19 protein-coding genes and 4 tRNA genes are annotated in these 20,013 nt (G+C 38.7%); 19 read left to right on the plus strand and 4 right to left on the minus strand.

What is annotated here, in order from left to right; translation table 11 throughout:
* Window positions 1–99: 99 nt before the first annotated feature.
* Both SFC47_RS24660 and mgtE read right to left on the minus strand, forming a co-directional pair.
* Window positions 100–1,281, minus strand: a complete 1,182-nt coding sequence (locus SFC47_RS24660) for an FtsW/RodA/SpoVE family cell cycle protein (protein WP_411257212.1) — start codon at window positions 1,279–1,281, stop codon at window positions 100–102.
* 159 nt (window positions 1,282–1,440) lie between these two features.
* Complete coding sequence (mgtE, locus tag SFC47_RS24665) at window positions 1,441–2,799, minus strand: magnesium transporter (RefSeq protein WP_411257213.1); 1,359 nt, start codon at window positions 2,797–2,799, stop codon at window positions 1,441–1,443.
* Between the two features lie 307 nt (window positions 2,800–3,106).
* Here mgtE and SFC47_RS24670 point away from each other — a divergent pair, with 307 nt between their 5' ends.
* The 8 genes from SFC47_RS24670 (at window position 3,107) to SFC47_RS24705 (ending at window position 12,102) form a co-directional block, all read left to right on the plus strand.
* Window positions 3,107–3,883 carry a hypothetical protein gene (locus SFC47_RS24670; protein WP_411257214.1) on the plus strand — a complete coding sequence of 259 codons (777 nt, stop codon included), beginning with the start codon at window positions 3,107–3,109 and terminating at the stop codon, window positions 3,881–3,883.
* A gap of 130 nt (window positions 3,884–4,013) precedes the next feature.
* Window positions 4,014–5,096, plus strand: coding sequence for a D-alanine--D-alanine ligase (locus SFC47_RS24675; RefSeq protein WP_411257215.1), 1,083 nt, complete (start codon window positions 4,014–4,016; stop codon window positions 5,094–5,096).
* Between the two features lie 62 nt (window positions 5,097–5,158).
* Window positions 5,159–6,535, plus strand: a complete 1,377-nt coding sequence (locus SFC47_RS24680) for a UDP-N-acetylmuramoyl-tripeptide--D-alanyl-D-alanine ligase (RefSeq protein WP_411257216.1) — start codon at window positions 5,159–5,161, stop codon at window positions 6,533–6,535.
* 92 nt (window positions 6,536–6,627) lie between these two features.
* Entirely contained in the window at window positions 6,628–7,323 is a 696-nt protein-coding gene (locus tag SFC47_RS24685; RefSeq protein ID WP_411257217.1) for an alpha/beta hydrolase, read from the plus strand.
* Window positions 7,324–7,546: 223 nt separating this feature from the next.
* Complete coding sequence (gene cshA, locus SFC47_RS24690; RefSeq protein ID WP_411257218.1) at window positions 7,547–9,037, plus strand: degradosome RNA helicase CshA; 1,491 nt, start codon at window positions 7,547–7,549, stop codon at window positions 9,035–9,037.
* A 108-nt stretch (window positions 9,038–9,145) separates the two neighbouring features.
* Window positions 9,146–10,108 (plus strand): UV DNA damage repair endonuclease UvsE, encoded by a 963-nt coding sequence (gene uvsE, locus SFC47_RS24695; RefSeq protein ID WP_411257219.1) that lies wholly within the window; start codon window positions 9,146–9,148, stop codon window positions 10,106–10,108.
* Window positions 10,109–10,175: 67 nt separating this feature from the next.
* Entirely contained in the window at window positions 10,176–10,655 is a 480-nt protein-coding gene (locus SFC47_RS24700; protein ID WP_411257220.1) for a PH domain-containing protein, read from the plus strand.
* Window positions 10,648–12,102, plus strand: coding sequence for a PH domain-containing protein (locus tag SFC47_RS24705; protein WP_411257221.1), 1,455 nt, complete (start codon window positions 10,648–10,650; stop codon window positions 12,100–12,102). Before SFC47_RS24700 ends, SFC47_RS24705 begins: the two co-directional genes overlap by 8 nt.
* Before the next feature lie 4 nt (window positions 12,103–12,106).
* Here SFC47_RS24705 and SFC47_RS24710 read toward each other — a convergent pair whose 3' ends face one another.
* A complete protein-coding gene (locus tag SFC47_RS24710; protein ID WP_411257222.1) occupies window positions 12,107–12,700 on the minus strand; it encodes a rhomboid family intramembrane serine protease in 594 nt (197 codons plus the stop codon).
* Between the two features lie 106 nt (window positions 12,701–12,806).
* Here SFC47_RS24710 and acpS point away from each other — a divergent pair, with 106 nt between their 5' ends.
* From acpS to SFC47_RS24740, 6 genes are all read left to right on the plus strand, one after another.
* Window positions 12,807–13,157: a holo-ACP synthase gene (gene acpS / locus SFC47_RS24715; protein WP_411257223.1), complete on the plus strand. Its 351-nt coding sequence runs from the start codon at window positions 12,807–12,809 to the stop codon at window positions 13,155–13,157.
* A gap of 130 nt (window positions 13,158–13,287) precedes the next feature.
* On the plus strand, window positions 13,288–14,298 hold the full coding sequence (locus SFC47_RS24720; RefSeq protein ID WP_411257224.1) for a LolA family protein: 1,011 nt from the start codon (window positions 13,288–13,290) through the stop codon (window positions 14,296–14,298).
* Between the two features lie 125 nt (window positions 14,299–14,423).
* Entirely contained in the window at window positions 14,424–15,587 is a 1,164-nt protein-coding gene (gene alr / locus SFC47_RS24725) for an alanine racemase (protein ID WP_411257225.1), read from the plus strand.
* A gap of 184 nt (window positions 15,588–15,771) precedes the next feature.
* Complete coding sequence (locus SFC47_RS24730; RefSeq protein WP_095251323.1) at window positions 15,772–16,053, plus strand: CopG family ribbon-helix-helix protein; 282 nt, start codon at window positions 15,772–15,774, stop codon at window positions 16,051–16,053.
* Between the two features lie 4 nt (window positions 16,054–16,057).
* A complete protein-coding gene (locus SFC47_RS24735; protein ID WP_034673264.1) occupies window positions 16,058–16,408 on the plus strand; it encodes a type II toxin-antitoxin system PemK/MazF family toxin in 351 nt (116 codons plus the stop codon).
* A 169-nt stretch (window positions 16,409–16,577) separates the two neighbouring features.
* Window positions 16,578–18,767, plus strand: a complete 2,190-nt coding sequence (locus SFC47_RS24740; protein ID WP_411257228.1) for a Tex family protein — start codon at window positions 16,578–16,580, stop codon at window positions 18,765–18,767.
* Between the two features lie 51 nt (window positions 18,768–18,818).
* On the opposite strand, the gene cmpA is transcribed toward SFC47_RS24740, so the two are convergent.
* Window positions 18,819–18,932 carry a cortex morphogenetic protein CmpA gene (gene cmpA / locus SFC47_RS24745; RefSeq protein WP_411257226.1) on the minus strand — a complete coding sequence of 38 codons (114 nt, stop codon included), beginning with the start codon at window positions 18,930–18,932 and terminating at the stop codon, window positions 18,819–18,821.
* Window positions 18,933–19,025: 93 nt separating this feature from the next.
* Between cmpA and SFC47_RS24750 the strand changes: the two genes are divergently transcribed.
* From SFC47_RS24750 to SFC47_RS24770, 5 genes are all read left to right on the plus strand, one after another.
* Window positions 19,026–19,499, plus strand: a complete 474-nt coding sequence (locus tag SFC47_RS24750) for a SprT family protein (protein WP_411257227.1) — start codon at window positions 19,026–19,028, stop codon at window positions 19,497–19,499.
* Window positions 19,500–19,611: 112 nt separating this feature from the next.
* Window positions 19,612–19,686: transfer RNA gene (locus SFC47_RS24755), tRNA-Asn, on the plus strand.
* Between the two features lie 6 nt (window positions 19,687–19,692).
* A tRNA-Ser gene (locus SFC47_RS24760) sits at window positions 19,693–19,783 on the plus strand.
* A gap of 11 nt (window positions 19,784–19,794) precedes the next feature.
* Window positions 19,795–19,866 (plus strand) — tRNA-Glu (locus SFC47_RS24765).
* Window positions 19,867–19,921: 55 nt separating this feature from the next.
* Window positions 19,922–19,998: transfer RNA gene (locus tag SFC47_RS24770), tRNA-Asp, on the plus strand.
* Window positions 19,999–20,013: the final 15 nt, after the last annotated feature.

Below are 20,013 nucleotides of genomic sequence, written 5' to 3' on the forward strand. Positions count from 1 at the left end.
TTCACCTTCACTTTTGTGTATGACTTTTGCTCTTAATAGTTTATAACAGATTTATAGATAAAGAAATAATAAACAGCGGGAGAACCGCTGCTCTTTAATTTAACTGCTTAAAGACCTTGTTGATGTGAACATGTAATTGCGGTGGTGGAAACGAATGCTATAAACAATCCCCATAGCAAACATATTGCCCATTAACGAACTGCCTCCATAGCTTATGAAGGGTAAGGGAATACCTGTTATCGGAAGGACCTGAATGGTCATACCAACATTTTGAAAAACATGAAAAGTCAGCATGGAAATGATGCCTGTACACACATATGTATTAAACGGGTCATTCGTATCTAAAGCAGTTTTTATAAGGTGATAAATTAATAGAAAGAACAGTCCAATGACAATACTTCCGCCGACAAAGCCATATTCTTCACCAATAACACTGAATATAAAGTCTGTATGTCCTTCGGGAATGTATACTTCACGATTTCCGAAGCCTTTACCTGTTATCAGCCCAGACCCAATAGCGCTTAAGGATTTCAATAGATGATAGCCAGAACTGCTTGAGTGATTAAATGGGTCGAGCCAAGCATAAATACGGTTAAATTTATATTGCTGAACATGTAAATACTTTTCAAGGACATCCGGTCTTACGACGACAAGATAAATAATGAAAGCTCCCAGTGAAGCTCCAGTAGTAAAGAGAGGTAATATGATCTTCCAAGTGATTCCCGAAACTAAGATAAACCCGACTAAGATGGATAATAAGACGAGGGAGGTGCCTAAATCATTTTGCTTCATAATAAAAAAGATAGGGACGAATGTGGTGATTCCCAATTTGAGCAATAACCAGAAATCTCTTTTAAATGTTTTCTCAAGGTATTTTTCCTGATGTTTGACTGCGACTGAGCTAAGCGCTAAGATAAGAAACGTTTTTACAAACTCTGAAGGCTGAATGGATCCAACAGGAGTGATAAACCAGCTCTTTGCTCCGTTTCTAATGGGAGCAATACTTTCTGGAGCCAGTAGTATAACAATCAGTAAAAGAAGGCCAAATCCATACAAATACCATGAAAGCCGCCTATATTGGTATCCATCGAAAAGGATTGTGATGGAAATAATGGCGGCTCCAACCACATACCAAAAAGTTTGTTTGACTAAGAAATTTTCATCGTATTGTCCAGCACTTTGTGCGCTATAAATTCCCACACAGCTGACGAGGAAAAATAGAAACAGAATTAATGTTAACGTCCAATCAAAGCGATCTACTTTTTTTGTGAAATTGTCCATATGCCACACCCAATTTAATCTGTCTGTATAGTGATATGCTAACAAAGATAATAATTAGTAACAATATATTTAGGAAAATAATTACAAGTTATTAACTAATATGACGAACCTGCTACGGAATATGTTTCAAAAAAATAAAGCACGGATTTTAGCCCGTGCTTACAGAAGATAGTTAAGGAACATCGTCGCAATCCCAAAGTAGGTGAGCAGTGAAAAAATGTCATTAATTGTCGTGATTAATGGACCAGAAGCGACGGCAGGATCAATATTCAACCTGAATAGTATAAGCGGGATAATGGTACCTGCCAGGGTTCCGATTATGAGTGTGAAAAATAGCGAAACCCCCACAACTGCACCTAAGATGAAGCTGCCCTGCCAAATATAGGCAATGATTGAAATGAGAATTGCGCAGGTTACCCCAATTGTCACGCCAACACCGAGTTCCCGTAATACTAACCGAGTTATGACACCTTTATCAATATCATGTGAAATAAGACCTCGGACCACGACTGCAAGTGACTGAGTTCCAGTATTCCCTGTCATACCAGCAATCATAGGCATGAAAAAAGCAATGGCGACCACCTGCTGCAGGGTACTCTCAAAGCTGCTAATAATTCTGCCGGAGATAAGTCCAATAAATAATAGTAAAATAAGCCAAGGAAGTCTTCTAGCAGCTGCAACAAATGTCTTTGTATCAAAGTCGATGGATTTTCCAGAGGCAGATAGTTTCTCAATATCTTCATTTGCTTCCTTAATGACGACATCAATGATGTCATCAACCGTTACAATCCCAACAAGCACATTATTTTCATCCACGACGGGAATGGCAAGAAAATCATATCGTTCCGTCATGCGGGCAGCTACCTCTTGGTCTGTGGTAACAGAAACCGAGATGACACGTTCGTACATAATATTATTAATTTTCTCATGTATGTCTGCCAACAGGAGGTCTCGATAAGAAACAACACCAACCAGCTTCCGGTCCTCATCGACGACGTACAGGTAGTTTATCGATTCAGCAAACTCCGCAAATGTTTTTAACTTATCAACTGCTTCTCGGACACTATAATAACTGCGAATCCACACAAAACGATTGGTCATCAGTCTTCCTGCTGTTTCGGGTGGATAATTCATTATATCAGTGACCGCTTTCGATTCTTCGATATTCATTCCGGAGAGAAGTGACTCTTTCTTCTCCGGAGATAGTTCATCCAGCATCAGAGCTAAGTCATCATTATCCATTAAATCCAAGACTTTGCTGGATTTTTCAATCCCCAGTTTATTTAAAACTTCAAGTTGTTCTTCTTTTTCAAGCTCCTGCATTAAGTCTGCAAGAACATCAAAATTTAAGTATAAAAGAAAACGAAGCTTATGCTTCTCAGGTAAGTCCTCGTAGATTTTTGCGGTGTCATATGGCTGCAATTCTTCAAGGATGGTAATAAATTCAGCCTTTTTGTTTTCTTTTAATAATTTTATAATATGAAGAGTGATTTCATCCTGAGTCATATCTTTTATCATTGTTTACGCTCCTTTCAAACGGTGCGTTTCTACACTCTATACATGTATGTTATAAAATGATTTGCTGCTAATATGTAAATACTAGTAAAGAGTCTTAAAATAGTATGTGTTATTCGGAAAAGAATCAAGCAAACTGTTTCAAAAGTATCACAAAAACCTTTAGAATTGTAAAAGAATTGAAATAAGCAGTTTGGACTATTAATGATAAAATGATGAAGGATTAGTTAAGATTTGTAAAGTATTTAAAATGTATGCTTTAACTCATTTATCATAGATATTATTTTTTCCTGATCGGAGGAGTTTGGCTTTGAAAAAGCATCATCCAGACATACGGGATCTCGTTTATGTCCATCTAAATCAAAATGATCAGTATGTACTGTCTTACGGTATCGAATTTGCCGAATTTGCTGCTGCTTTTTCCGATACTTTAAATCCACTGCTATTATTAAAGCACCAGTTTGATGATGGTGATTTTAATATGCATACGCTGCTTGAGTATTGTCCTACAAATAGAATAAAAAAGCTTGCAGATGATGATATATACGGCTACGGAGACTTCTGTTGGATTGACTTTGCTGAAGAAGAAGGATTAAATGAACTCACAGGACAGGAAATAGCCGAATTATTATATTTGGGCCATCATAAGCAGCACTTAAAACTTCCCTTTTATAATAAACTAGGTAATCGATTTGTTTATTTAGCGCATGATGATGGTTTCTTTAATAAAATATATTATCGAAGCTTTAAGGATTTTTTTCAGCTCTTAAGTCAAGCTCTTTCGAGTAAATTAGGAGAGTTAAAACTTGAAAAGTCAATCCTTGGAATCAAGAAAAAACGTTTATATCCTCCAATAAATAAGGAAATTCTCCTATCCCTCACTCCATTTATTAAGGAAGGGATTTGTATATCCTTACGAGATGTTGACCATCAGCGAAGCAGACTGGAAATCCCAGTATGGGTAATAGGGGACTTTGCTTCAATGGATGACATGTACGAGGAATATGAACAAATATCTGGTGAGAACTGTCATGCGAAAATTATTTTTGATAAGAAAACAAAAGAATGGAAGCTTACCGTTATCTAATCTCTCCATTTCGGTGGAGAGATTTTTGTGTGTGTAAGTAATATGGGAAGTTTTTAACCAAGCAGTAGGTTTCATAAAATAATAAAAGTGATAAAATAAAATCGTGAAATGCGAAAAATGGAGGCTTAATATGAAAACAAAAATTGGTTTATTATACGGGGGTAAATCTGCTGAACATAAAGTATCATTACAAACAGCACTTGCTGTAATTAAAGCACTTGATCTTGAAAAATTTGAAATACATCCGATTTACATAAATGTAGAAGGTGAGTGGATAAAGGGACCACAGCTTACTGCACCTGTTGAAAACGTAAAGGCATTAGAGTTTTCAAATGAAAATGAATTAACTCCATTATCATTAGCACCATCCATCTTCAAGAGCGGAGAACAACATGAAAATGAACCATTAGATGTAATCTTCCCGCTTCTGCACGGACCCAATGGTGAGGATGGAACTGTACAAGGATTGTTAGAGCTGTTAAATCTCCCATATGTTGGGAATGGTGTATTAGCATCTGCAGCGGGTATGGATAAGGTAATGATGAAAAATGTATTTGCCCAAGCGGGGTTGGCACAAGTAAATTATGTTGCTTTCATTAGAACAGAATGGGAGAAGTCGAAAGAATCCGCCTATACCATGGTAGAAGAGAAACTCGGCTACCCTTGCTTTGTTAAACCAGCTAATCTAGGGTCAAGTGTCGGCATAAGTAAATGTACAAACCGAGCAGAGCTTGAAGCTGCATTCGTTGAGGCATTTCAATTTGACCGTAAAGTGATTATTGAAGAGGGTGTTATAGCCCGTGAAATCGAAGTTGGTATCCTTGGTAATGATGAACCAAAGTGCTCTGTAGCCGGTGAAATTGTTCCAAAGAAGGACTTTTATGATTATAAAGCGAAATATGAAGATGGAGATACTGCATTGATTATACCGGCAGATGTATCAGAGGAAGAGTATCAACAAATAAAAAATATGGCCATCCAAGCATTTAAAGCACTGGATTGTTCAGGACTAGTACGCGCTGACTTCTTCTTAACAAAAGACGGTAAGGCATTAATTAATGAAGTAAATACAATGCCAGGTTTTACCCCATTCAGCATGTTTCCGTTATTATGGAAGCACACGGGTGTCGAATACCCGCAATTAATTGAAACGTTGGTTACGCTGGCAAAGGAAAGACATGCAGAAAAACAAAACATAAAATACACTTTCTAGAAAATTGACACGGCAGGGTGCCGTGTCTTTATTTAAAATTCAGACTAACTGGAGGGCCTGAGATGATAAAAAGAAGCTTAAAGCAGATATCAGATATGATACCTATTCATAACGATATTACCTCATTTAATGAAATAGAAATTAACGGTGTTTCAATTGATTCTAGAAAAATTGAATCTGGTAATTTATTTATCCCTTTTAAAGGTGAGAACTCAGATGGTCATAAATTTGTAGAGGAATCACTTAAAAAGGGTGCTGCAGCCGCATTGTGGCAAAAAGATGTACCAAATCCGCCAACACATTTGCCAATCCTCGTTGTTGAAGATTGCTTAGTAGCTTTGCAGGAATTAGCTAGAGGATATCGCAGACAATTACCTGTAAAGGTGGTAGGTATTACCGGAAGTAATGGGAAAACCACCACAAAGGATATGACTGCATCACTTTTATCAACTACCTATAATGTCCAAAAAACAGAAGGAAATTATAATAATCATATCGGATTGCCTCTTACTGTTTTAGGGTTGAAAGAGAATACGGAAATTGCCGTATTGGAAATGGGAATGAGCGGCAGAGGGGAAATAGAATTCCTTACCAAGCTTGCTTCTCCAGATGCAGTTGTTATTACCAATATTGGGGAATCTCATCTTCTTGATCTCGGGTCAAGAGAAGGAATTGCAGAAGCGAAGCTGGAAATTCTCCAAGGTTTAAAAGAGGGTGGATTGGCCGTTCTTCATGGTGATGAGCCGCTGCTTATGGAACGAATTAATAAAAATAAGGGAAATATAAATGTTCTAACATTTGGCAGAACGAATAGAAATGATTTTTTTCCGACAGAAATCATTCAATTAGACCAAGGTAATCGGTTTATGATTAATAAATCCTCGGAAATTTTCGAACTTCCTGTATTAGGAACTCATAATATATTAAATGCAATTGCAGCAATGATCATTGCACAATATTTTGATGTGCCATTTAATAAAATTAATGAAGGTCTAACAAATGTTAAGCTCACCAATATGCGGATGGAATTCAGTGTCGGGAGTCATGGTGAAAAAATTATAAACGATGCTTATAATGCAAGCCCAACCTCTATGATGGCGGCAATTGAATTGGTTTCAAACCTTAAGGGTTATGAAAGAATCATTCTCGTTCTTGGTGATATGCTTGAATTAGGTCCAGAGGAAGAACAATACCATCGGCAAATTGGCGAGGGTTTGAATCCAAATAAAATAGATTTTGTATTTACATTTGGAAAATTAGCTGAACACATTGCGGCAGGAGCTCGTTCTAGTCTAGGGAGACAAAGAGTGTTTTCTTTTACAGATAAGAAAGAGCTGATTAAAGCGTTAGAGCAGCATGTGAATAATAATACCTTAGTCTTAGTGAAGGCCTCTAGAGGAATGAAATTAGAAGAAATTGTAACCTCATTGCAAAAATAGTAAGGATTAACATATAAAAATAAAACTGTATTGCAAGGGGCTTTCAATGGAACACTAAGATAAATCTTCAAAATAAAGCAGGTGGAGAGAATATGATTGGCTGTTTATGTATTCACGGCTTTACGGGAGCACCGTATGAAGTAGAGCCTCTTGCTGAGTATTTAACGAAGCACACTGACTGGATTTTCAGTGTACCAACTCTTCCTGGTCATGGCGAAAATCTTTCCTTAAAAGATGTCCATTATCAACAGTGGATTGAACACGCAGAGAATGAATTGAAGAAATTAATTGAAACCTGTGATCAGGTTTATGTGATAGGATTTTCCATGGGCGGTATGATTGCGAGCCTCTTAGCGGCAAAGTATCCAGTGGACAAGCTTGTACTACTTAGTGCAGCTGCTTATTACCTTAACCCAAAACAGATGGCAAGTGAAATTAAATCGATGATTATTGATTCTTTAAAAGGAAACTTAGAAAACAATGAATTTTTTCAGCGCTATAAAAGAAAAATAAAAGCAACTCCCATAAAAGCGACCTTACAATTTCGAAGACTTGTTTCTTATATTAAACCACTGCTCCCGCAAGTAGAAGTGCCAACCTTGATAGCACAGGGAGAGTGTGACGGAATAGTTCCTCCTAAAAGTGCTGAATACTTATATCGTACTATTAATGCTAAAACAAAAAGGCTTACGTATATCAAGGATTCCAGCCATCATATTTGTCACTGTGAGGAAAAAGAGGCCCTATTTTCCCAAGTGTACGACTTTTTGATGGAACGTAATGGCTAATATGGGACCCATTATTAAACCGCATTAATTGCAATTAACCTTTAAAAGTGTTATGATTATCAGCAACGTGTCTAAAGAACGAGTAAAATAGGGCATACTCCTTTGGAGGGATGTCTTTTTTTTGGTAAAATTAAGATGTTACCTAATTACGGCATTTTGATGCGAATCACAAGTATTCAGCACATAGATTAAATTTTTATATAAATGAAGGAGAATGAAAACATTGACAAAGTTTGAAGATTTAGGCCTAAGTCAGGCCACGTTACAAGCTGTCCTTAAAATGGGATTTGAGGAAGCTACACCAATTCAGTCAGAAACAATTCCATTGGGACTAGAAAATAAGGATTTGATCGGGCAGGCTCAAACAGGAACTGGTAAAACGGCTGCATTTGGTATTCCTTTAGTTGAAAAAGTGGATGTGACGAAGGATGCAATCCAAGGGATTGTTATCGCGCCAACTCGTGAGTTAGCTATTCAGGTTTCTGAAGAGCTTTATAAAATTGGCTCAGGGAAAAGAGTTCGGGTTTTATCCATTTACGGTGGTCAGGATATCAGCCGCCAAATCCGCTCATTAAAGAAATTCCCACATATTATTGTAGGTACTCCTGGACGTGTATTGGATCATATAAACAGAAAAACCATGCGTCTTGATACAGTAAATACTGTTATCCTTGACGAAGCGGATGAAATGTTAAATATGGGATTCATTGAAGATATTGAATCTATTCTTGCTGCTACACCTGAAGAGCGCCAAACTTTGCTTTTCTCAGCTACAATGCCAGGACCAATTCAAAGAATGGCAGAGAAGTTTATGAAAGATCCACAAATTGTTCGTGTTAAGACGAAGGAAATGACAGTTCCTGCGATTGAACAATATTACCTTGAGGTAATGGAGAAGAATAAGTTTGACGTTTTAACGAGACTGCTTGATATTCAATCACCTGAATTGGCGATTATTTTTGGACGGACAAAGCGCCGTGTTGATGAATTATCTGAAGCACTAACATTAAGAGGTTACACAGCAGAAGGTATTCATGGGGATTTGACACAGGCAAAACGGATTCAAGTTCTGCGTAAATTCAAAGAAGGAACGATTGATGTCCTAGTGGCTACAGACGTAGCTGCAAGGGGTCTGGATATTTCCGGTGTCACACATGTATACAACTTTGATATCCCACAAGATCCAGAAAGCTACGTACACCGTATCGGACGTACGGGTCGTGCTGGTAAGTCAGGAATGGCTATGACATTTATTACACCGCGTGAGAAGTCCTATCTTTCAATCTTAGAGAGAACAACGAAACGTAAGATGGATCGAATGAAGGCTCCAACACTAGATGAAGCATTGGAAGGTCAACAACGTGCGGTAGTTGATAAAATTGTTCAAACAATTGAATCCAATAACCTTCAATATTATAAAGCAGCTGCTCAAGAGCTATTGGAAGAGAATGATGCGTCAACGGTTATTGCAGCTGTTCTAAAAATGTTAACAAAGGAACCAGATCAAACTCCGGTGAAGTTAACAGAAGAAGCGCCGCTTCACTCTAAGAGAGACAGAAAGCCTCATGATCGTGACCGTAGAAGAAGGGACGATAATAGAGGTTACAATTCATCACGCGGCGGCGACCGTGACCGTAAAAAGGCACCTGCTAAGCCAAGAACAGGTGAAAAGCGTACATCTGGAAAATCAAAACCTAGAACCTTTAACCGATAATCAAGATATACACAAGAGAGCATTGACGAAAAGTCGATGCTCTCTTTTTATTTTAACAGAGTGCATAATGGGAACATTAAGAGTAATCACTTGTTAGGAGTGTTGGAGATGATTGTTAAACTTGGATATGTGGCCATGAGTGTTGAGCTTCAAAATGCTTCACCTTCTCAAACCATGACGTTTGCACAATTTAAAAAGATAAAGGACCGTGAAGCGGCGATTCGAAAGCTAGAGCGGATAGCAGAATCAAATATAGAAAATTGCTTACGATTATTAAAACACAATGCAGGAAATCAAATTTATTTCTTTCGTTTAAGCTCCCGTCTAATCCCGCTTGCTAATCATGAGGAATTGCTTGATTGGGATTACATAAAACCACTGAAAACATCATTAAAAAACATTGGGGACTACCTAGAACTGCACCCAATGCGAGTTGATTTTCACCCTGATCATTTTGTAGTGCTGAATACACCGAATAAGGAGATCCTCTCTAATGCATTGAAGACACTTGTAATGCATAAGAAACTGCTAAAAGGCATGGGAATTGGAACTGAACATCGTTGTGTATTGCATGTTGGCGGCGGTTACGATGATAAGGAAAAGGCGCTTGAACAGTTTATTCATAATTGGGGATATATCCAGCCTGCTATTCAAAGCATGATTATGCTCGAGAATGATGATACTACGTTTACCGTCAAAGAGACGCTTTATCTTTGTGAGAAATTAGGAATACCCATGGTGTTTGATTATCACCATCACTTAGCTAATCATGAGGAGAAGGAGTGGCAGGAAGACTGGGAAAGAATCGTTAATACCTGGAAGACATCTCCCCTTCCGGTCAAAATGCATATATCAAGTCCGCGTTCTGAGAAAGAATATAGGGCGCATGCTGACTTTGTTAATCCAGAAATGTTTTTGGAATTTATTAATAGAATAAAGGGAACTGTTCCTGAGGTCCATTGCATGATAGAAGCAAAACAAAAGGATTCTGCTCTTTTTCAATTGATGAAGGATTTAGAAGGCAGGAAGGGGATTAGTCTAATAGATCAGTCGAGTTTTGAAGTTGAATAACATTGATGTTTCCTTCTTGATAACACTGTATACTTAAAAGTAAGGGGTATACATGGGGAGGGGAAATATGATACTAGAGCCGCGAAAACGAATATCAAAAAAAGCGTTAACGGTTTGGAGAATTTCAGGTGTAATAAAGATTGTCATTAGCTGGATTTTAGCCGCTGTGGCTGTTTTTCTATTACATATCTTTAATGGCCCATTTTGGGTTTCAGTTTTATTAATAGGAATTGAACTTATTTCAACTTATTTATTCATTTTTCTATTGCCGCTAGTAAAATGGCGGCGATGGAGATACGAAGTTAGAGATGAGGAAATTGAACTGCAGGAAGGGATATTTATTGTAAAGCGGACATTAATTCCGATGATCCGCGTTCAGCATGTTGATACCGTACAAGGCCCCATTTTACGTAAATATCAATTAGCCTCCGTTATTATTAATACCGCAGCAACATCGCATGAAATTCCTGCATTAGAAGAGAGTGAGGCAGAAGAATTAAGGTATTTTATTTCGACTCTGGCAAGGGTGGCGGATGAAGATGTTTGAACCGAAAAGACTTCATCCAATTGTAATTGTGCTGACTATAGGGAAAAGGTTAAAGGATGCTTTTTTTAGTTTAATTGCATTATTTTTCATTTGGAATGAAGGAGACGGCGGAAAGCTGCTACTTCTTGGAATATCTGCTATTGCATTCATTATCATTATTCTGATAAGTATTCTCTCATGGCTGCGCTACACCTATAGATTGGAGCAAAATGAACTTCGGATAGAATATGGTGTTATTGTCCGTAAAAAGCGGTATATTCCCTTAGAGCGAATCCAAAGTCTAGATCTTTCAGAAGGAATCCTGCAGCGCCTATGCGGGATGGTGAAGGTCAAGGTTGAAACTGCCGGGGGAAGCGGGACGGATGAAGCGGAAGCGGTCCTTGCAGCAATCTCTAAAGAAGAAGCACGTTCTATTCAAGAATATGTAGCTGCAGCTAAAAAACCTGTTGTAGAGGAAATGGAATCAGTTCAGGAAGTTACAAGTCAAATCGTTTATAGAATGACTCCATCACAGTTAGTCCTTCTATCTCTTACATCGGGTGGGGTAGGAGTGGTCATTTCAGCGGTATTGGCATTTTTTTCACAGCTGGATGATCTTATTCCATATGAAAGAATATTTCGTGGAGTGGGGCAGTGGGCGGTAAGTAATCTGATTATTATTGTCCTGCTTGTATTTGTGGGCTTTGTCGTTGCCTGGGTGATTGCTCTTATTGGAACCATGCTAAAGTATGCAAATTTTAATGTCATAAAAACAGAACATGATTTGGTGATTTCTCAAGGTTTATTAGAAAAAAGACAGATTACGATTCCGTTAACTCGGATTCAAGCAATAAAAATCAATGAAAATATTGTCCGTCAATGGCTGGGGTATGGGTCTGTTTTCGTTGAAAGTGCAGGTGGTTCTGCAAGTAATCAAGAAGGATCGAAGGTATTGCTCCTCCCGCTGATAAAATTAAACACAATTGAAGACGTTTTGGGGCCGTATCTTACTGATTATCACTTATCTTCAAGTTTCAACCCCGTTCCTAAAAGGGCGCTGCCCCGCTATGTTTTTCGGAGCTGGATTATCATTATTCCTGCATCAGCTGTTGCATTTTACTTTTTAAAGATGTGGGGACTTCTTTCGTTAATCGTTCTAGCCTGGTTTACCTTTTGGGGAATATTGAAGTATAAGGATGCAGGGTGGAAACTGGAAGAACAGCAATTAAATCTCAGGTTTCGAACGATTGTAAGATCTACCGTTTTTATCAAGAAAAATAAAATCCAAAGTCTAGAAATTAAAGAAAGCTATTTTCAAAAAAGGAAAGCACTTGGGTCGCTGGAAGCATTTGTGAAGGTAGGCTTCGGCAGTGCTGGCGGCCGTGTCATTGATATGGATCAAAATGATGTGAAAATGGTTTACTCTTGGTTTTCGAGAGGCGGCAAAAAAAAGGGATTGAACCAATAGCGGCTCAATCCTTCTTTTTATTATAAAAAATAGCACCTAGTAAAAAACCGCCTAATAAACCGAATATATGAGCTGTGATATTAATATTGGGCTGGATAAAGGTCATAATTAAGCTAAGAGCACAAATGATAAGGATAATTTGCGAATTTTGCTGTGAGAGCATATGTTTACGAAAGAGAATCATACTTATATAATAGCCGAATAATCCAAAGATTGCCCCGCTAGACCCAACATGTACATAAGTTAAAGGCTCAAGCATTAAAGTAGCGACATTTGCCAAGACACCAGAAACAAGATAAACAAGAAGGAATTTACCTTTCCCAAGAAGCCTTTCAAGTGCCGGGCCAAAAAGGACAAGTGAGAAACTGTTAAATAAAACATGGGTAAAGCCGCCATGCATAAAGATGGGGGTAAACAGCCTCCAATAATCGCCTTCTTTAATATAGAGATTTACACCTGAGAATGTCGCTTCAAACCAAAAGTTTGGAAAAATAGGCAAAGCAGTTAAAAGATATAATAGGAAATGGATGGCAATAATAATAGAAACAATCGGATAAAAACGGATAAATTCGCGAAAACTCTCTGTTCTCGTAAACATAGCAACCTCCTTTTAGAATACTTTACTAATTATAATAGACTAAAAATATGACCATGTTGTACTATTATGCATCTGATCATTTAAATAGAAGGGAACTTAAAAAAGCATGATTAAAGGGATTGGGATTGATATTATTGAACTTTCTCGAATAGAAGAGATAGTGACTAGACAAAAAAAGCTGGTTGACCGTATATTAACCGAAAATGAAAAACAAACGTTCGTACAACTTCCTGATCGAAGAAAAGTTGAATTTTTGGCGGGAAGATTTGCCGCAAAAGAAGCATACTCGAAGGCTCTTGGTACTGGCATCGGTAAAGAGTTATCCTTTTTAGATATTGAAATTGAAACAGATTCTTTTGGTAAGCCGTGTATTATTAAACCTGAAACGAATGGATTTCTTTCTATCTCACACAGCAGAGACTATGCTGTTGCACAGGTAGTCATTGAGGAAAAGTAGAAAATTAATCAATAGCAGGCCAATCCTTTTATCATATTCCAAAAGGTTGTCTCATATATTCATAGGGAAATGGGAGAGACAAGTCTTCTTAATATTCATATGAAAATGAGACAAGAAGGGGTTGAAGGAATTGAAGAAAAGGTTTTTGCTGATTGTTACGGGGTTAATGGTCATCTTTCTGCTAGCCGCCTGCGGCTCAAAGTCAAAAGATGATGTGGTGAAAGAGTTAAATGGGAAACTAAATGATTTGACCGGTTATAAAGTAGACGCAAAAATGACATTGAAAATGGGAACTGACTCACAGGTATATAACGTAGAGATTTGGCACAAGGATCCAACGTTCTACCGCGTTAACTTAAAAAATGCAGAAAAAGATCAAAGTCAAATGATATTACGGAATCAAGAAGGCGTTTTTGTCCTAACTCCTGCTCTTAAAAAGAGTTTCAAATTCCAAAGTGATTGGCCGCAAAACAGCAGCCAAGCCTACTTATATGAATCATTAATTAAAGACATCGTTGAAGATAAAGAGTCGAAATTCTCTGCTACAAAAGAACATTATGTATTTGAAACAAAGACTCGTTATCAAAACAATAGTATGCTGCCGATCCAGGAAATTAAACTAAACAAAGAAGATTTATCTCCGGCAATGGTAAAAGTCATGGATCCAGATCGAAATGCACTTGTGACGGTGGAATTTTCAAAGGTTAAATTCAACGCCAGCTTCGATGACAGCGACTTTGATATGAAAAAGAATATGACGCGTGCTGACCTTAACTTGCCTGTAATGGCAGATAGTAAGGATGAAGCCTTTACTGTTAAGTACCCGACTGCTGATATGGGTGCGAAGTTAGTAGATGAAAAAGTAGTCAAACTTCAGGATGGAAAACGAGTTGTTCTAACCTACGAAGGTGAAAAGTCATTCACATTAGTTCAGGAGAAGGTAACTGTGAAAGAAGCTGCAGCCTCACCTACTTATGTGGACGGAGACTTAGTTGATTTAGGCATAACAATCGGCGCCGTTTCGGAAGGTTCTATTACTTGGACTGTTGATGGGGTAGACTACATGATTGCATCCAATGACCTTACAGAAAGTGAACTCATCGAAATTGCTAGAACCGTGCAAGGGGATGTAGAAAAATAAGATTAAAGGATACAGGCTCTCATACAGGGCCTGTTTTTTTATTTGACATTTAAAATCAGTAGTTTGATAATCAAAAGGGTAAAAATAAATTAAAAAGTGACTTTAAGTAATTAGGAAGTGGAATAATGACAGAGCAGGGCTATTTTTATAGAGACACATGGGCAGAGGTTGATTTAGATTATATTCTCGCAAATGTTACATCTGTCAAAAAACTTTTGCCTCCCAAAGTAGAGATTATAGCTGTGGTAAAAGCAAATGCTTATGGTCATGGGGACTTTAAGGTGGCAGAGAGTGCACTGAAAGCAGGTGCGACGTATCTTGCAGTGGCCTTTATGGATGAAGCTATAGCCTTAAGGAATAAGGGAATAGAAGCTCCGATACTAGTCTTGGGTGCTACTCGGCCAGAGGATGCTGCGCTGGCAGTCAAATACAATATCACGATTACAGTTTTCCAAATAGAATGGGTAAAGGCAGCTCTTTCTCATCTTCCAAAAAATAAGGTACTCCCTGTTCATATTAAACTAGATACGGGAATGGGCAGGATTGGTATTCGTACGAAGGAAGAACTGGAAGCGATTGTGCAGATATTAACAAATGATGATAGGATTGAAATGGAGGGTATATACACCCATTTTGCAACAGCTGATGAAGTAGACCTTTCATATTTCGAGAAACAAAAAGAAATGTTCCATGAGTTATTATCGGTGTTAAAAGAAAGGCCAAAGTATATACATTGCAGTAATAGTGCCGCGGCTTTACGGTTTCCTGAAACCAATTTTAATGCCATTCGTCTTGGGATTGCTATGTATGGATTAACGCCTTCTCCTGAGATTGAACATGAGCTGCCTTTTCCCTTGAATGAGGCTTTCTCGCTTCGTTCGAGGCTGGTTCATGTCAAAAAACTCAGAAAGGGAGACAAAGTTAGTTATGGTGCTACCTATGAGGCAAAGGACGAGGAGTGGATTGGGACCATTCCCATTGGTTATGCTGACGGCTGGATTCGCCGCCTCCAAGGGCAGGAAGTATTGGTAGAAGGAAAAAGAGTGCCAATTGTTGGCAGGATATGTATGGATCAATGTATGGTAAAATTACCACATGAAGTACCAGCAGGGACAACGGTTACGTTAATAGGGAGACAAAATGATGAATTTATCTCAGTTAATGAAGTAGCCCGGAAACTAGAAACAATTAATTACGAAGTGCCATGTATTATCTCAACAAGAGTCCCTCGTCTCTATAAACAGGGCGGGAAAATTGTCGTATTAAAAAACTATCTGCTGCATGAATAAGTGGCCTATTTATAAAAAAGGCACATATTTATGATAATGCGGAAATTTAGTGCATAAAAGGTAGTTTGTTTGGCCTATAATACAGAAGTATTATATTTAGTCTATGCATGTTGGGCATTAAGTGGTATTATTAAATATGGTAGATAGAAAAAATGGTGTGTAGTGATGGTGGAGGTGTATGTTTGTGTCTGAATCCGGCGCAACTACGGAAATCTTAGTAAAATTACCGCAACATCTTTTAACCGAGTTAGATGGTTTTGTAAAATTAGAAAACGTTAACCGGAGCGAGTTTATTTATCAGGCAACTAAAATGTATTTACGCGAACGAAAAAAGAGACAAATTCGCGAATCCATGAGACGTGGATACATGGAAATGGCTATGATCAATTTATCAATTGCATCGGAAGCATTTCAAGCAGAATTTGAGGCAGAGCACACAGTTGAACGTCTTGTAAGCGGAGGGTAATCCCTTGATTGTCAAGCGTGGTGACGTTTATTTCGCGGACCTATCCCCAGTTGTTGGTTCTGAACAAGGCGGCGTCCGTCCTGTACTTGTCATTCAAAACGACATCGGGAATCGGTTTAGTCCCACAGTTATTGTTGCAGCGATTACAGCTCAAATTCAAAAGGCGAAGCTTCCCACTCATGTAGAGATTGATGCGAAGCGCTACGGTTTTGAACGAGATTCAGTCATACTTTTAGAACAGATTCGTACAATAGATAAACAGCGGTTAACCGATAAAATAACCCATCTCGATGACGAAATGATGGAAAAAGTGGATGAAGCCTTGCGAGTAAGTATTGGTCTCATCGAATTTTAGCATTTATGCACGCTCTTCTTGTGAAAGAGCGTTTTTTTATACGTATGCTCTGACCTCATATATGTTTCTGCATTGGCAAGCTAATTTAGCTTGCTTCTTTTTTTATTTATAGAGGGAAATGGTCGGATATGAATCAATTCGGATAATTTGATACAATATGGTAATAGGAATGGAGGTTTGTGTTGTGAACGATACAGTTGTGAAAGAAGAACAGCTGCTTGGGAAGGTAGCGGCTAAATTGACGATACCCGAAAAGCAGGTGAAAAGTGTTATTTCTTTATTGAATGAAGGCAATACTGTGCCATTTATTGCCCGCTACCGTAAAGAAATGACGGGCGCTCTCGATGAAGTCCAAATACGAGATATCCAGGAAAGCTGGCAATACATACAAAACCTTGAGCAAAGGAAAGAAGAAGTACTTCGGACTATTGCTGAGCAAGGCAAACTAACCGATGAACTTACACATAAAATAACGAAGGCAGAAAAGCTTCAAGAAGTGGAAGATCTATATCGGCCATATAAACAAAAACGCCGTACAAAGGCAACGGTCGCAAAGGAAAAAGGACTTGAGCCTTTAGCGGAATGGTTATTAACCTTTCCAAAGACTTCTATTGAAGAACAGGCAAAAGAATTTTTATCCGATGAAAAAGATGTTCTTTCCGTTGAAGATGCGATTGCTGGTGCAAAAGATATCATTGCTGAAATGATTTCTGATGATGCGGAAGGACGGAAATGGATTCGTACCGAAACCTTTAAGGCAGGTAAAGTGGAATCGACGGTTAAAGACGCGGAAAAGGACGAGAAAAAGGTATATGAAATGTACTATGAGTATGAGGAACCGGTAAATAAAATCGTTCCACATCGAACTCTTGCGTTAAACCGCGGTGAAAAAGAAGATATCTTACGGGTATCCATTAAGATGAATACAGATATCATCATTTCCTACCTATCGAGAAAATGGATCCGTAATCAACACTCTCAAAGTGCGCCGCTTGTCTTAGAGGCAATAGAGGACAGCTATAAGCGCTTGATTCAGCCCTCGATTGAAAGAGAAATTCGAGGAGAACTAACAGATAAAGGTGAAGAGCAAGCGATTCATATCTTCTCCGAAAATCTCCGAAACTTACTTTTGCAGCCGCCGTTAAAAGGAAAAGTAGTCATTGGTGTAGATCCTGCTTATCGGACAGGCTGTAAGCTTGCAGTTGTGGATGAAACAGGCAAGGTGTTAAAGATTGATGTTATCTATCCTCATCCACCTGTATCAAAGACAAAGGAAGCAAGGGAAAAGTTTATTCGCATTCTACGTGATTATAAAGTTGAGATGGCGGCAGTTGGGAATGGAACGGCATCTAGAGAAACTGAACAATTTGTAGCAGATATTCTCAAAGAAATGGATGAAGAAATCTACTACCTGATTGTGAATGAAGCTGGGGCCAGTGTATACTCTGCGTCTGATCTTGCAAGAGAAGAGTTTCCGGATTTTCAAGTTGAAGAGAGAAGTGCTGTCTCCATTGCCAGAAGATTGCAGGACCCGCTGGCGGAATTAGTAAAGATTGATCCGAAATCTGTAGGTGTAGGTCAATATCAACATGATGTAGCCCAAAAGCGCCTTTCGGAATCACTGCACTTTGTGGTGGAAACAGCCGTAAACCGTGTAGGGGTGAATGTGAATACAGCTTCTGCTTCCTTATTGCAATATGTTGCAGGACTGACAAAAACAGCTGCCCATAATATTGTGAAGAAAAGAGAAGAAGAAGGAAAGTTTACAAGCAGGGTGCAATTAAAGAAAGTCCCTCGCCTCGGTGCTAAAACATATGAACAAGCTATAGGCTTCTTACGTGTATTAGACGGAAAGCAGCCGTTAGACCGGACAGGAATTCATCCCGAAAGCTATGATGAAGTGAAAAAGTTATTAACGAATTTAGGCTTTACCACAGATGATTTAGGCAGTGATGAATTAAAAGATGCACTAGCTGCACTAGATATAAAGGCAGTATCTGCTGAGTTGGCAATTGGAGAACTAACATTAAGAGATATTATAGACGCATTAGTAAGACCGGAACGTGACCCGCGTGATGACCTGCCGCGTCCTCTATTGAAAAAGGATGTCCTTAAGCTGGAAGATTTAAGTGCAGGAATGGAACTGCAGGGAACTGTAAGAAATGTAGTGGATTTTGGTGCGTTTGTAGATATTGGAGTTAAGCAGGATGGTCTGGTTCACATATCCAAGCTGAGTAATCGTTTTGTGAAACATCCTTTAGATATTGTATCTGTTGGTGATGTGGTAACGGTCTGGGTGGACTCTGTAGACATGAATAAGGGCAGAGTAGCATTAACCATGCTGCCGCCGTCTAAATAAGAGATTAAGTAGAAGAATGAGTGCAACCCGATTAATGAGTTGCACTCTTTTTTATGAAATGTATTTCTTTCTGTAAAAAAACCAGCACTGGTTTAACAGCTTTATTTGGTATCGGTCCTTCTCGTAGAAAGCTCTTTTCATCTGGTTTTGGAACCATGTTGGCATAGTTAACCCTCCCGAAAAGTAGATCATTAAAGGTATCTACAATATATGCTATAATAGGTTGTCACGTTCGCTTTAAGTAAGGAGGGAAGGCAAATGGAGGATAAAGAACTACAAAAGCTAGTTGAAAAAGTCTCGATTGAAAACTTTGGTAAGCCTTTTAGGCACAAAGCCTCCTTTAATAGCAGGCTTCGTTCAACAGGCGGCAGATATCTGTTAGGGACCCATAATATCGATATCAATAAAAAATACTTAGACCAGCTAGGGTTAAATGAACTAATCGGTATTATTAAACATGAACTCTGCCATTACCATCTTCACTTAGAAGGAAAAGGGTACCAGCATCGTGATCAAGATTTTAAAATGCTATTAAAAAAAGTAGGTGCACCCAGATTTTGCAGCCCGCTGCTAGATAAACCCCGAAAACGCACCTCCAATAAAGTCCTTCTTTATGAATGTACAAAATGCAGCCAAGAATATAAGAGAAAGCGTACGATAAATATCAGTCGTTATGTATGTGGAAAGTGTAGAGGTAAGCTGAAAATGGTAAAAGAGCTGCGCGAGGAATAAGGAAAAAATATGCAGTTACTTTTCTTTTAAAAATCGTATTGACTTTATAATACATCGTCATTATAATGTAAAGAGTCGACAGGGTGATTGTCCTTGTTAGACAACATATTATTCCGCAGTAGCTCAGTGGTAGAGCTATCGGCTGTTAACCGATCGGTCGTAGGTTCGAGTCCTACCTGCGGAGCCATTTTATGGGGAAGTACTCAAGAGGCTGAAGAGGCGCCCCTGCTAAGGGTGTAGGTCGGGTAACCGGCGCGAGGGTTCAAATCCCTCCTTCTCCGCCATAAAATTTATTGGCCCCTTGGTCAAGTGGTTAAGACACCTCCCTTTCACGGAGGTAACACGGGTTCGAATCCCGTAGGGGTCATCAGGGACGGGAGATGATTTTAGCTCATTTCCTGTTTCTTATTTAATACACGTTTGGTCCGGTAGTTCAGTTGGTTAGAATGCCTGCCTGTCACGCAGGAGGTCGCGGGTTCGAGTCCCGTCCGGACCGCCATTTTTATAAAACAGC

This window comes from Neobacillus niacini, from assembly GCF_046591715.1.
Classification (GTDB): domain Bacteria; phylum Bacillota; class Bacilli; order Bacillales; family Cytobacillaceae; genus Neobacillus; species Neobacillus niacini_L.